This is a genomic window from Photobacterium rosenbergii (genome assembly GCF_033022775.1).
Taxonomy (GTDB): Bacteria; Pseudomonadota; Gammaproteobacteria; order Enterobacterales; family Vibrionaceae; genus Photobacterium; species Photobacterium rosenbergii_A.
On the sequence record NZ_JAWJZI010000018.1, the window covers coordinates 38,732 to 51,500 of the forward strand.

Sequence of the window (12,769 nt, forward strand, 5' to 3'; positions counted from 1 at the left end):
TTTTATTTTTGTTACACTGGTAATCTTAATTGATCATTGTTCAATTGCAGCTTTGCTGGTAATTGCCCCCGATAAATCGATATACTGTGTTTGTTATCAACTTGTGACTTTGGATCAGGATGATCCTGATAACTGACATATCTTTTTTCACCAAGGAGGTGACATGCGACTAGGAAAGTGCATGCAGATAGGTTTGCTGGCTGTAGGGGTGATAGCGGCCCAGGCGACGGCCCAGAACAAGGCTCAGATTGCCATTCAGCCAACCGAAATCTCCCAACAGGACGTTGAACAAGTCCACGCTTCCCAACAGGTCAAAAACCGGCTATCAGCCCTGCGTCATTATTACGACAACAGTGACTTTGCGCTGTTGGAATCGCATTTGTCCCCGCTGCCACCCCTGCAGCAAGAAGCCGTGCGCAGCCTGATGATTGACTATGCCATCGACTACGCGGAGAAACCCAATGGCCTGGATCAGGCCAAAGCCGATTGGCTTGAGGCTCAGGCAGCCCGTATGCCGGTGTTCAATGTGGTCGAGCAAGGGGATGGCTACCTGGTGACCAAATCGGCCTTCCATTACGGTGCCAAGGCCCGCAGTTTGGTGATCCGCTGGCAGCAGCAGTTGCTGGCCCTGCAAATGGCAGAGCAAGCCGAGGATGGTACGCTGCTGCTATCTGATTGGCTGGCCGGGGATATCCAAGCCCAGGCGACCCGCCGCGATATCTTCCTTGCCCAGCTGCCAGAGCTGTCGCAGCCTGCTGTCGATATCTTGGCCGAGCAATTTACGTCGGACAGCAAGTTGTTGTGGCTGCCGGACAATGCGGTGATTGCCGCCATTGCCGCCGCCTCGGGCGATGAAGGCGTCTACCATCTGCTGTGGCGTCGTCGCAGCGATCAATACAGTTTGGCTGAGCTTAATCGCTTGGCTGGTATTGCGCCGCAGCCGGATGCCACCAAGCAGCTGATGGCGGCGACGATTAACCCGTCCTTGAAGCTCCAGGCCTACCGCGCACTGATCACCCTCAAGCCATTACCTGTGGCGGCCAGGGATTTTCTCAGTGATAAGCTAAGCGAAGTCGACGACGGCGAACTGGTGGCGACCGAGCTTGCCCGCAGCGGCTATCTTGACTGGCTCGAGCAACTTGCGTCGGTCAGCCGCAGTCAGGTTTTGCAGAAGAACTTCCGTTCGGCCGTCGCCAAGTTACCTTAATCTAGCCCGGCTGCTTATCGAGTCTTCCTGTCCGGCACGGGGTGGATCGCAGTGGTCGGATTTTCCGCTGTCCTACCGTTAACAAGTCGTTATAATGTTTTGAGAATGATTATATGTACCCGGTGGCTGGGATCAGCTCCGGGTGCTGGTGTATTTAGGATAGGTAACCGCGAAACCGATGAAGTTCAAGGATCTGCGAGAGTTTATTGACTATCTGGAGCAACAGGGCGAGCTCAAGCGCATCAAGCAGCCTGTTGACCCGGATCAGGAGATCACCGAAATCTGTGATCGTACCCTGCGGGCCGGTGGTCCGGCACTGTTGTTCGAAAACCCGGTGGGCTATGACGTCCCGGTACTGGCGAATCTGTTCGGTACTCCGGGCCGGGTGGCAATGGGAATGGGGCGGACCGATGTGCGCGAGTTGCGGGAAGTGGGTAAATTGCTGGCTTACCTCAAAGAGCCCGAGCCGCCGAAAGGTTTCCGCGAAGCGCTGGATAAGCTTCCGGTGTTCAAGCAGGTGCTGAATATGCCGGTCAAGCGGCTGCGCAGTGCGCCGTGCCAGGACATTGTCTGGCACGGCGATGAGGTCGACCTGGATAAAATTCCGGTGATGAGCTGCTGGCCCGACGATGTGGCACCGCTGCTGACCTGGGGCCTGACCATTACCAAGGGGCCGAACAAAAAGCGCCAGAACCTTGGGATTTACCGTCAGCAGAAAATTGGCAAAAACAAAATCATTATGCGCTGGCTGGCTCACCGTGGCGGCGCGCTGGATCTGCGCGACTGGATGGAAACCAATCCGGGCCAGCCTTTTCCGGTGAGCGTGGCGTTCGGCGCCGATCCGGCGACTATCCTGGGTGCGGTCACCCCGATCCCCGATACCTTGTCTGAGTATGCCTTTGCCGGCTTGCTACGGGGTCGCAAAAGCGAAGTGGTCAAGAGCTTGAGCAATGATTTGGAAGTGCCGGCCAGTGCGGAGATTGTGCTTGAAGGCTATATCGATCCGAACGAGTTTGCCGACGAGGGGCCGTATGGCGACCATACCGGCTACTACAATGAGGTCGAGCGCCACCATGTGTTCACTATTACCCATGTGACCATGCGCAAGGCGCCTATCTACCACAGTACCTATACCGGCCGTCCACCCGATGAGCCGGCTGTGCTCGGGGTGGCATTGAACGAAGTGTTCGTACCTATTTTGCAAAAGCAGTTCCCGGAGATTGTTGATTTTTACCTGCCGCCGGAAGGCTGTTCCTACCGTATGGCTGTGGTTTCGATGAAGAAGCAGTACCCGGGCCATGCCAAGCGGGTAATGATGGGCGTGTGGTCTTTCCTGCGCCAGTTCATGTACACCAAGTTTGTCATTGTGGTGGATGACGATGTCGATACCCGAGATTGGGGCAGTGTGGTGGCTGCGATGTCCCGCGATATGGATCCGGTTCGTGACACCTTGTTTATCGATCAAACCCCGATTGACTCGCTCGACTTTGCATCTCCGGTGGTGGGGCTTGGCTCCAAAATGGGATTGGATGCAACAGCTAAGTGGGATGCGGAAACTGCTAATGCTGTGGCTTATCCCCGCCCCCTAGCCGAGCCGGATCACCACGCCTTGGAGCGGGAAATCAAGCAGCTTCCGGCGGTGATTGATTGCTACCTGCCGTCAACGGCAGAGTGCGCTGGCGTGGCGATTGTGACAATCGATAAAGACCGAGAAGGCCAGGCAGTGCAGGTGATGGAAAGTATCTGGACTGCGCTGTCAGGCAGGGCAGATACCAAGTTCATTATTGTCTGTGACGGTGATGTTGATGCCCGCGATTGGAATGATGTGATTTGGGCGGTGACCACCCGGATGGATCCGAGCCGTGATACCCTGGTGGTTAACCAAAGTGAAGAGCATGGTGCCAGGGTTGGCCTTGATGCCACCAACAAACTGCCGGGCGAAGCAAGTCGGGAGTGGGGAACGCCAATCGTCAAGTCGCCAGAGGTGGTTGCCAAAGTGGATGCCATCTGGGATGAACTGGGGATCCTGGGTTAACCTTGTTAGAAAGTCGAACTCGATAACCAGAACCATTAACCAAGGCCCGGTACCAATGCCGGGCGTGAGAAATTAAATATGTACCAAGTCCGCCTGCTGCCCCATGATGTGACGTTTGCCACCGATGGTGAACAAACGTTGCTTGAGGCTGCGCTCAACGCAGGCATTGCTTTTCCCAACCGCTGCCAGGTCGGCGCCTGTGCTATGTGTATGTGCCGCAAGCAGCAGGGTGAGATCCGCTATCAGCTCGAGCCTATGCTCACCGAGAAGGAGCAGGCCGAAGGCTGGATTTTTGCGTGTCAGGCAATGGCAAACAGTGATTTGGTACTCCAGCTAGATTAGAGGAAGAGAATGTCCATCAAATGCGAAGTAACATCCGTCGAGCCGTTAGCCTGTAATACTTTTCGTATCCTGCTGCGCCCGGAGCAACACATTGAATTCAAGGCGGGCCAGTACCTTTTGGCCGTGATGGGCGAGAAGGACAAGCGTCCGTTTTCTATTGCCAGCAGCCCGTGCCGCGAAGGCGAGCTGGAGCTGCATATCGGTGCTGCCGAGCATAACCCGTATGCTATCGAGGTGGTTGAGCGCATGAAAGCGGCGCTTGAGGACGGCACTGCGATCGACATCGAAGCGCCGCACGGCGAAGCCTGGGTGCGTGAAGATAGCGACAAGCCCTTGCTGCTGATTGCTGGTGGTACCGGGTTCTCGTACGTGCGTAGTATCCTGGACAACTGCCTGAGCCGCGGTATCAGCCAGCCGATCTTCGTTTACTGGGGCGGCCGTGATGAATGCCAGCTCTATGCCAACGATGAGCTCATGGCCTTGGCCGAGCAGCACGCCAACCTGACCTATGTCCCGGTCGTCGAAACGGCGCCGGAAGGCTGGCAGGGCAAAACTGGCAATGTGCTGGAAGCGGTGAGCGATGATTTCGTCAGCCTGTCGGCTTACGACATCTATATCTGCGGCCGGTTCGAAATGGCCGGTGCCGCCCGCGAGCTGTTCTCGGCCGAGAAAGGGGCCGAGTGCGAGCGTATGTTTGCCGATGCGTTTTCGTTTATTTGATAAGAAGCGGCCCTAGGAAGAGCTGGTCCTTGGCACTGGGAAATATGAAGAGCTTTGAATCTGGGTTTGATGTTTGAACTTGCAGAACCCAGAACCCAGAACCCAGAACCCAGAACCCAGAACCACAGAACCACAGAACCACAGAACCAATAGTCAAAAGGCGAACCCAAAAGGTTCGCCTTTGCTGTATCTAAAACTGCTGTATCCGAAACGGCAGTATCGCTTATGCTGCTCTTGCCAACTCCACCTTGCGTTTGACCCAGGTTTCGTTGAACCACAGGGACGCGACAATAATCACCCCACCGATTGATAGTCTGACTACATCGACATCCCGGTTCCAGATCAGGATATTGACGATAAGACCTGCTGGCACCAGCGCATTGTTCATAATGGCAAGCGCGCCGGCATTGACCAGTGTCGCCCCCTTGTTCCAGAGGAAGTAGCCAAGACCTGAAGCGATAGTGCCGAGGTAGATCAGGATGCCCCACTGGGTACTGGTTGTCGGTAGCTGCTCGGTGTTACCAAATAGCAGGAACATCGGCAGCGCGACACACACCGCCCCGAGATAGAATAGGCCGAACACCGTGTGCTGCGGGATGGTTTGCAGCTCCTGCTCCATGATGCGCTTGTAGCCGACCTGGCCGATGGCAAAGCTCAGGTTGGCACCCTGGACAATCAAAAAGCCGGTAATAAAGTCTTCATTGATCCCCTCGAATTTGATCACTGCCGCGCCCAAAACGGCGATGGCTGCTGTTGCCAGGTACCAGGCCGAGAAGCGGCGGTGCAGCATGTCGTAGATCAGGGTGACATAGATCGGGGTGAAAATAGTAAACAGCAGGACTTCCGGCACGCTCAAGTAGAGGAATGACTGGTAGTAAAAACAGTACATGATGCCGAGCTGGAAAGCGCCGACCAGCATTATCTTGAGTGCCAGCGAGCGGTGCAAGTGCTGGCGGCGTAGGAATGGCAGAAACAGCAGTGCTGCCAGGCTGACACGGGTCAGGACCGAGAACCAGGCATCGACCTGGCCGGCTAGGTAGACCCCGATCAGGCTAAAGGAAAAAGCCCAGAGCAGGGTAACAGCGGATAAGTATCCCATAGTGGTTTCAGGGTAGTGGTTTGAATGATGGGGCAAGTGTAGCGAAAAAAGGGCAGGGTAAATACAGCCAATTGGTGTGGATACCGACATCGGATCTGTGGTCGGCAGAGTGTCAGGCACGGTGATCGGACCGTGCCTGACCGGCGTAACTAGGAAGGTTTACGCTTTAATTACTTGAGTGGGATCATCAGCATATCGACCGGCGAGCGGTTGATCAGCTGCTTGGCCGAGCTGAGGATTTTGCTCCAGAAGTCCTGGTGGTGACCGCAAACGACCAGTTCGATATTCATGTCATCGATAGCGTGGCAGATCTCCTCGCTGAGATCACCACTGCCGACCAAGGTATGGGACACTGGGTAATTGGCCTTGTCAGCCAGTGACTGAAGCTGTTTTTGGGCCTCGTCGGCCATGCGGTTTTGGGCATCGGACAGGTTGATATCAATCAGGCCGGTATACAGTTCGGCATAGTTGACGTCGATGTGGATGAGCGACAATTTGGCGTCCAGTGCCTTGGCGAGCTCGGCGGCCTTGCCGACGATAACGTGGCTGTCATCGGACAGGTCGATAGCAACCAGAATATGTTTGTAAGCCATAGTTTTCACTCCTTGACTTAGGGGCTTTGCTTCATGCTAGCACCTAATTTTAGGAAAAAATATTACCGGGATCGCAACTTGTTCTGCTGTTTTACGAAATAATTTTAGCAGTGGAATTAGTTGAATTATTGAAACTTTTTAACTTAATTCGCTGGACTGACGAAAACATGTCATAGATTGTTTGCCGCTGGGCACGATGAGTTGCATTCTCACTTTTGCATTGTGACAATGGTGACAACAGCGTTTTCATACCACCCGATGAGATTGGTATACACTAGAATAGAAAGGAGTAGTGCGATGTTAGCTCAAGCAATGGTCGATAAACTCAACGAGCAAATTAACTTAGAGTTCTTCTCTTCCAACCTGTACCTGCAGATGAGTGCTTGGTGCGAAGACAAGGGCTTTGAAGGTGCGGCAGAGTTTCTGCGCAAACATGCCGTTGAAGAGATGGAGCACATGCAGCGACTTTTCACTTACGTCAGTGAAACCGGTGCATTGCCAATCCTTGGCGCCATCGAAGCACCAAAGCACGAGTTTGCATCTCTGGGTGACGTGTTCCGTGAAACTTACGAACACGAGCAGCTGATCACCGATAAGATCAACAAGTTGGCACATGTTGCATTTACTACCCAGGACTACTCAACGTTTAACTTCTTGCAGTGGTATGTGGCAGAGCAGCACGAAGAAGAAAAACTGTTCAAAGGCATTCTTGACAAGATCGAGCTGGTTGGCGAAGACGGCAAAGCCTTGTTCTTCCTCGACAAAGATCTCGCCCAAATGGCGAAAGCTGGATCGACATCAGTTATGGATACACCAGCTGGCTAATTAGCTGAGGGGCATGTCGCCATGCCCCCTTCTCACCAGAGTATGGCCAGCTGATCAGTCACGTTGTTCGGGGGCTATATTATGAGTGGTGACGCAATCTTACTCGCACTTTTTTTGGTCGCTGTGGTGAATGTTTCCCGCTATGTCAGTACCTTGCGTACTTTGCTGGCGGTCATGCGCGAATGCGATCCTCTTCTCTACCAGCAGGTCGACGGCCGAGGTTTTTTCTCATCTCAGGGCAATGTCACCAAACAAATCCGGTTATTTCACTATATCCGCAGCCATCAGTACCATAACCACCATGATCCGGTATTCATGGAAAAGTGCTCCAAGGTGCGGCGGTTGTTTATCCTTGCCAGTACTTACTTGATGGTGTTCTTTGTCTCCATCTTTGTGGTGGCGTACCTCGGTTTATAACAAACAGCCGATAAAACCAGCACTAGAGGCATAAAATTACTCATTAATATTGCCAACGTATAAATATGAAACTAATTTACCCACCGTGTTTGTTCTAGGTGGTTGTTATGAATCATATTTATCAGTGGTGGAATGCGTTGGAAAGAGGCGTTAGCCAGGACTGGATGTCTAATGTCGGCTTGCTCCTGCTGCTCAGCGCGTGTCTGTGGGGGGCATGGCTGCTGGTAACCCGGCATCTGTCGGTGGCGGCGGAGAAAACCCGTCTAGTGTGGGATGATGCGCTAATCGGTGCGATAAGAAGACCGGTCAGCTGGCTGATCTGGCTGTGGCCGGCAGCATTTTCCCTCGGGGTGATTATCGACAATACCTCGGACTACTCCAGTGATTTTCTGGCCAATGTCAGGCATCTGATGCTGGTTTGGACGTTTACCTGGGTATTGCTGCGCCTTATCACCAATGCCGAAAATGCGATATGCCTGACCGCCAAGGACGTCACCAGTATCAACGCCGTGTCGAAAGTCCTGCGTCTGGTTGTGCTGGTCGTCGGTGGCTTGGCCATGATGCAGAACCTTGGCCTGAGTTTGTCCGGGGTGTTGACCTTCGGTGGTGTGGGGGGCTTGATTGTCGGTATGGCGGCCAAAGATCTGCTGGCCAATTTCTTCGGCGCAATCATGATTTACTTCGACAAGCCGTTTAAACTCGGCGACTGGATCCGCAGCCCGGATCGGGAAATCGAAGGCGTGGTCGAGAAGATAGGCTTCCGCATGACGGTGATCCGTACTTTCGACAAGCGCCCGCTGTATATCCCCAACTCCGTATTCAGTTCTATCGTGGTGGAAAACCCTTCCCGCATGCTCAACCGTCGTATCAAGCAGAAAATAGGCCTGCGCTACCAGGATGCCGGGGTGATCGATAATGTCGTTGAGGACATCAAGGCCATGCTGTCGTCCCATCCGGATGTCGATACCCGCCAGACCCTGATTGTCAGCTTTGATAACTATGGCCCGTCCTCGCTGGACATCCTGATTTATACCTTTACCAAAACCACCGGATGGGTGGAGTACAAGGCTATCCAGCAGGATGTAATGCTGGAGGTAGTGAAGATTGTCCATCGCCACGGGGCTGATTTTGCTTTCCCGACAACGACCATTCGCATGGAGGAGAGTCTCCAGGGTGATCATACCCAGTTAGAGCGTGTTAGTGGGAGAGGGGAGCAGGCGAGGTTGACCGCTTAGATCTTGTGGCTAGGATATGGGCCGGGTGGTCAATATTCGCATATTTTTCCTATTTCTATTCGTGATGTAGGTGGGTAGAATAGCCGCGTTGATAAGGGATGCAGACCAGCACAGGTTACCGCATCCCTTTTTTGTTCGTTTGGCTCGGGTCGTTAACGGTAGAGATATGGCAGATAAGTTCGATGTAGTAATTATTGGCGCAGGGGCCGCAGGCTTGATGTGTGCGGCTGAGGCAGGCAAACGCGGGCGCTCTGTGCTGGTGGTTGACCATGGCAAGAAGCCGGGACGCAAGATCCTGATCTCCGGTGGTGGCCGCTGTAACTTTACCAATTACGACGTGGCCGCCAATAACTATGTCTGCCGTAACCCGCACTTCGTTAAATCGGCCCTGTCGCAATACACCAACTGGGACTTCATCGCGATGATCGCCAAGCACGGTATTGCCTTCGAAGAGCGTGATCATGGCCAGCTGTTCTGTGAAGATTCTGCCAAAGAGATCGTAGCCATGCTGCTGGCCGAGTGCGATCTGCCGACGGTACAGCAACGCTACCAGGTGGATGTCCATGATATTGCCAAGACCGAGAGCGGCTTTAGCCTCAAGCTCAATACCGAACAAGTCGAGTGTGAATCGTTGGTGGTCGCAACCGGCGGCCTGTCGATGCCAAAGCTGGGTGCCACCCCGTTTGGTTATCAGATTGCCGAGCAATTTGGTCTGAAGATGGTGCCAACCACGGCTGGCTTGGTGCCTTTCACCTTGCACAAGGAAGATAAGGAAGCCTTCGCCGAGTTGTCGGGCATTGCGATCCCGGCGGTGGTGGAAGCCGAAGACGGTACCACGTTCCGCGAGAATCTGCTGTTTACCCACCGCGGCCTGTCGGGCCCTGTGGTCTTGCAGATCTCCTCTTACTGGACGCCGGGCCAGAAAGTCACGGTGGATTTGCTGCCGGATCTTGATCTGGAAGAGACCCTCAATGCGATGCGCGATAAGCACCCGAACCAGAGCCTGAAAAACTCGCTGTCCCGTTTGTTGCCGAAGCGATTGATTGAAGTGCTGATCGAGCGGGGTGATTTGGTCGATAAGCCGCTCAAGCAGTTCAACCCGAAAGATATTACGGCGATGGCCAACTATTTCCATAAGTGGACCATTGCGCCTAACGGCACCGAAGGCTACCGCACCGCCGAGGTAACACTGGGTGGGGTTGATACCGATGGTCTGTCATCGAAAACCATGGAAGCGAAACAGGTTCCGGGGCTGTACTTTGTCGGCGAGGTGATGGATGTCAGCGGTTGGCTGGGTGGTTATAACTTCCAATGGGCATGGAGCTCGGGCTTTGTTGCCGGTCAGTATGCCTGATCCCAATATGCCGTTCTAATAGCCAAAACACAGCGGTGAAGAGCACCGCTGTGTAGCTCCTCGATTGATTATCCCATCAATTGTTTTAGGTTTTTATGATTCTGTGGCCTATTGATGGTTAACCATTTATTTACCCCATTCTTACCCTGATTTCACGTCTGCAAGTTGGCGACATTTTTTTGCTTTTTTTGCTAGCAAGTTGCCTAAAAATGCCTATAATCCGCGCACTTTTTTATGATTATCATCATCTCTTAGCGGAGTAGAGCTTAAATGAAAAAAATCGCATCAAAAGCGATCGTAATGACCCTTCTTGCGACGTCACTTTCTGGTTGTATTGGTCAAATGGGTACCTCTCAATTGGTAACAAAAGCCAACCTGAGTGCGGTAGATAACCGTTACGGCCGTGCCGGCCTGTTTGTCCTGCTTGGTCCTGTGTACGGTATTGCGGCGACGGCGGATCTGTTCATCTTCAACACCATTGAGTTCTGGACCGGCAAGAACCCGATCACCGGCAAATCTCCGGCGGTAGCAGACACCCCTGTTGATGCGATTTTCAAAGTAAATGGTCAGCTTGACTCATCGCTGACGACTGTGCCTTTGGCCAGCGTGCAGAACAGCGACATCTTTGCGGCGAGCTTCCGTCAGATTGACGAGCGCACGCTGGAGATGAACGTGGTTTACCAGAGCGGTGAGCAGGCAGTGCTGCGCGGTGAGCGTGCCGGCGACGATGTGAACTTCTACCTAGACGGTGAGTTTGTTGCTGCAGTCGGCATTGATGAGTTGAGCCAGTACGCCAGCAATCAGGCATAGTAGCCTCTTCGGACTGCACGAAAGTAAAGCGGGAGCCAGTTGGCTCCCGTTTTTTATGCGTGTTGCCTGTTGCTCATTCAGGTTTGGCTGGCTGCAGGCCCTGCCAGAGGATATGGAAAGCCCCTTGTTGGTAGTGTGGCTGCTGAGCAAGCTCGGGTTGTTCGATAAACAATTGGGCGGTACTGAGAAAGTGCTGGCGGAAAAAGCTTAGTACTAATGGCATCGGCAAGGGGGCCAGCAGACCCTGTTGCTGGGCTTGCTCGACCCGGTCGCCAATAAACCCCATGGTGGTCAGCATCAGATCTTGATGGCGGCTAATGGTATAGGCCGGATCGTGATTGAGCTGCAGCATCAGTTTGAGTTGGTTGGGGTGGGCGGTGGCCCAGGCCAGTGCCTTGCCCCACAGTAGCTGTAGTTGCTCTTGCAATGAGCCGTTGTCAGGTGGGGTAGCGAGAGTCTGGGCCAGATCCTGTTTGGCCTCGAGGTAGAGGGTATCGACCAGATCCTGCTTGCTGGGAAAGTGGTGGAATAGAGTGCCGGTCGCGACACCGGCCTCGCGGGCAATGCTGGCGGTTGATGTGGCCTGTACCCCATTGGTGACAAACAGGGTCAGGGCGGTATCGAGCAATTGTTGTCTTTTCATGGTTTTCCTTGAACTGGGCTCAGCGCATGAAGAAGCCGAGCATCAGTTTCTGCCACCAGCGGTTATACGGCGGCTTGATCAGCCCGGTGGTAGCGTATTTGTGCTGGGTCAGGACGGTTTTTGCCTTGGAGAACGTCAGGAAGCCCTCCTTGCCATGGTAGTGCCCCATACCCGATGGACCTATGCCACCAAACGGCGCATCGTCGGCTGCCACCTGGAGCAGGGTCTCATTGATAGCCATACCGCCCGAAATGGTGCAATCCCGGACTTGCTGCTGGACAGCCGGATCCTGGCTCATCAGGTACAGAGCCAACGGGCGCGGGCGCTGCTGGATGAAGCGGATGGCATCCGCTATCTGGTCATACTCGATAACTGGGAGCAGTGGGCCAAAAATTTCCTCATTCATCAGCGTCGCTTGTTCCGGAACGTTGCTGAGCAGGTGGGGGATCAGGCGGTGGCGGTCATCGCTGCAGGCATTGTCGTGGCACGGGAAGACTTCGGCACCAAGCTGCTTGGCTTCATCCAGCCACTGGCATAGGCGCTGGTACTGGCGAGGGTTGATCACCGAGGCAAAGTCGGGATTGTCGACGCCATTGGGATAATGGCGGTTGAACTGCGCGATAAAGCTGTCGATAAAGGTCTTGGTTTGGCCTTTGGGCACCAGAATATAGTCCGGTGCGACACAGATCTGGCCGGCGTTCATGCATTTGCCGAACAAGATACGCTCTACGGCTAAGTCGATGGGCATATCTTCGGCAATGATCACCGGCGACTTGCCACCCAGCTCCAACGTGACCGGGGTCAGGTTGCTGGCGGCTGCCCGCATGACGTGGTGGCCGACAGCGGTGGATCCGGTAAACAGTAGGTGGTCAAACGGCAACTGGGTGAAATGGGCGGCGGCATCGGCTTCGCCTTCGAAAACGGCGACCTGCTCGGGCTGGAATGTATCTTCGATCAGGCTGCGTAGCACCTTGTTGGTCGCTGGGGTGAACTCACTGAGCTTGATCATTGCCCGGTTGCCTGCCGCTAGGGCGGAGATCAGCGGCCCGAGGCTGAGCATCACCGGGAAGTTCCACGGTACCACGATACCTACCACGCCCACAGGTTGATAGTGAACCGTTACTTTGGCTGGGGAAAGCATCAACCCGGCGTGGCGGCGCGAAGGCTTCATCCAGCGCTTGAGCCTTTTCAGGCTGTAGTTAATGTTGTTGATACAGGGAACGATATCGGCTACGAGGGAGTCTTGGCGATGACGCTGGCCATAGTCATCCGCGAGGGCTTGGCAGAGTGCCTCCCGATGCTGCTTGATAGCTTGCTTTAGAGCGGTTAATGCCTTTTTGCGCTCGTCAAGCGAAGGCATGGGCGCTTCTAAAAACGCGACTTGCTGGGTGTGAAGCATGCGATCCATCTCTGTGCAGTATTCTGGCTGGATCTGGATATTTTCGGCCACGGTCATCGGTTGGTCTCCCTATGTTTAAAACCGACTAGT

Annotated in this window: 13 protein-coding genes; 9 read left to right on the top strand and 4 right to left on the bottom strand. The window is 54.1% G+C overall.

What is annotated here, in order from left to right; translation table 11 throughout:
• The first annotated feature begins 163 nt into the window (after positions 1 to 163).
• From R2X38_RS23075 to fre, 4 genes are all read left to right on the top strand, one after another.
• Entirely contained in the window at positions 164 to 1,207 is a 1,044-nt protein-coding gene (locus R2X38_RS23075) for a hypothetical protein (RefSeq protein WP_317524707.1), read from the top strand.
• 178 nt (positions 1,208 to 1,385) lie between these two features.
• Complete coding sequence (gene ubiD / locus R2X38_RS23080; RefSeq protein WP_317524708.1) at positions 1,386 to 3,242, top strand: 4-hydroxy-3-polyprenylbenzoate decarboxylase; 1,857 nt, start codon at positions 1,386 to 1,388, stop codon at positions 3,240 to 3,242.
• Positions 3,243 to 3,320: 78 nt separating this feature from the next.
• A complete protein-coding gene (locus R2X38_RS23085; RefSeq protein WP_107298894.1) occupies positions 3,321 to 3,584 on the top strand; it encodes a 2Fe-2S iron-sulfur cluster-binding protein in 264 nt (87 codons plus the stop codon).
• Positions 3,585 to 3,593: 9 nt separating this feature from the next.
• On the top strand, positions 3,594 to 4,304 hold the full coding sequence (gene fre / locus R2X38_RS23090) for an NAD(P)H-flavin reductase (RefSeq protein WP_317524709.1): 711 nt from the start codon (positions 3,594 to 3,596) through the stop codon (positions 4,302 to 4,304).
• Between the two features lie 223 nt (positions 4,305 to 4,527).
• Here fre and R2X38_RS23095 read toward each other — a convergent pair whose 3' ends face one another.
• Together R2X38_RS23095 and R2X38_RS23100 are read right to left on the bottom strand one after the other, a co-directional pair.
• Positions 4,528 to 5,403: a carboxylate/amino acid/amine transporter gene (locus tag R2X38_RS23095; RefSeq protein ID WP_317524744.1), complete on the bottom strand. Its 876-nt coding sequence runs from the start codon at positions 5,401 to 5,403 to the stop codon at positions 4,528 to 4,530.
• 170 nt (positions 5,404 to 5,573) lie between these two features.
• On the bottom strand, positions 5,574 to 5,996 hold the full coding sequence (locus R2X38_RS23100) for a universal stress protein (RefSeq protein WP_317524710.1): 423 nt from the start codon (positions 5,994 to 5,996) through the stop codon (positions 5,574 to 5,576).
• Between the two features lie 297 nt (positions 5,997 to 6,293).
• Between R2X38_RS23100 and ftnA the strand changes: the two genes are divergently transcribed.
• From ftnA to R2X38_RS23125, 5 genes are all read left to right on the top strand, one after another.
• The gene (ftnA, locus tag R2X38_RS23105) at positions 6,294 to 6,821 is read left to right on the top strand and encodes a non-heme ferritin (protein WP_317524711.1); all 528 of its coding nucleotides are present in this window, start codon (positions 6,294 to 6,296) and stop codon (positions 6,819 to 6,821) included.
• Positions 6,822 to 6,899: 78 nt separating this feature from the next.
• Complete coding sequence (uspB, locus tag R2X38_RS23110) at positions 6,900 to 7,238, top strand: universal stress protein UspB (protein ID WP_317524745.1); 339 nt, start codon at positions 6,900 to 6,902, stop codon at positions 7,236 to 7,238.
• 107 nt (positions 7,239 to 7,345) lie between these two features.
• Positions 7,346 to 8,473, top strand: coding sequence for a mechanosensitive ion channel family protein (locus R2X38_RS23115; protein WP_317524712.1), 1,128 nt, complete (start codon positions 7,346 to 7,348; stop codon positions 8,471 to 8,473).
• Between the two features lie 166 nt (positions 8,474 to 8,639).
• On the top strand, positions 8,640 to 9,827 hold the full coding sequence (locus tag R2X38_RS23120; protein ID WP_317524713.1) for an NAD(P)/FAD-dependent oxidoreductase: 1,188 nt from the start codon (positions 8,640 to 8,642) through the stop codon (positions 9,825 to 9,827).
• A 270-nt stretch (positions 9,828 to 10,097) separates the two neighbouring features.
• Positions 10,098 to 10,637 carry a DUF3332 domain-containing protein gene (locus tag R2X38_RS23125; protein ID WP_317524714.1) on the top strand — a complete coding sequence of 180 codons (540 nt, stop codon included), beginning with the start codon at positions 10,098 to 10,100 and terminating at the stop codon, positions 10,635 to 10,637.
• 73 nt (positions 10,638 to 10,710) lie between these two features.
• On the opposite strand, the gene R2X38_RS23130 is transcribed toward R2X38_RS23125, so the two are convergent.
• The gene (locus R2X38_RS23130; protein WP_317524716.1) at positions 10,711 to 11,280 is read right to left on the bottom strand and encodes a TetR/AcrR family transcriptional regulator; all 570 of its coding nucleotides are present in this window, start codon (positions 11,278 to 11,280) and stop codon (positions 10,711 to 10,713) included.
• A 19-nt stretch (positions 11,281 to 11,299) separates the two neighbouring features.
• Positions 11,300 to 12,730 (bottom strand): coniferyl aldehyde dehydrogenase, encoded by a 1,431-nt coding sequence (locus R2X38_RS23135; RefSeq protein ID WP_317524746.1) that lies wholly within the window; start codon positions 12,728 to 12,730, stop codon positions 11,300 to 11,302.
• Between the last annotated feature and the right edge of the window lie 39 nt (positions 12,731 to 12,769).

Excerpts from the sequence above, each read along its gene's own strand:
- R2X38_RS23075 (WP_317524707.1), top strand. The coding sequence starts at position 164 with ATGCGACTAGGAAAGTGCATGCAGATAGGTTTGCTGGCTGTAGGGGTG.
- ubiD (WP_317524708.1), top strand. The coding sequence starts at position 1,386 with ATGAAGTTCAAGGATCTGCGAGAGTTTATTGACTATCTGGAGCAACAG.
- R2X38_RS23085 (WP_107298894.1), top strand. The coding sequence starts at position 3,321 with ATGTACCAAGTCCGCCTGCTGCCCCATGATGTGACGTTTGCCACCGAT.
- fre (WP_317524709.1), top strand. The coding sequence starts at position 3,594 with ATGTCCATCAAATGCGAAGTAACATCCGTCGAGCCGTTAGCCTGTAAT.
- R2X38_RS23095 (WP_317524744.1), bottom strand. The coding sequence starts at position 5,403 with ATGGGATACTTATCCGCTGTTACCCTGCTCTGGGCTTTTTCCTTTAGC.
- R2X38_RS23100 (WP_317524710.1), bottom strand. The coding sequence starts at position 5,996 with ATGGCTTACAAACATATTCTGGTTGCTATCGACCTGTCCGATGACAGC.
- ftnA (WP_317524711.1), top strand. The coding sequence starts at position 6,294 with ATGTTAGCTCAAGCAATGGTCGATAAACTCAACGAGCAAATTAACTTA.
- R2X38_RS23115 (WP_317524712.1), top strand. The coding sequence starts at position 7,346 with ATGAATCATATTTATCAGTGGTGGAATGCGTTGGAAAGAGGCGTTAGC.
- R2X38_RS23120 (WP_317524713.1), top strand. The coding sequence starts at position 8,640 with ATGGCAGATAAGTTCGATGTAGTAATTATTGGCGCAGGGGCCGCAGGC.
- R2X38_RS23125 (WP_317524714.1), top strand. The coding sequence starts at position 10,098 with ATGAAAAAAATCGCATCAAAAGCGATCGTAATGACCCTTCTTGCGACG.
- R2X38_RS23130 (WP_317524716.1), bottom strand. The coding sequence starts at position 11,280 with ATGAAAAGACAACAATTGCTCGATACCGCCCTGACCCTGTTTGTCACC.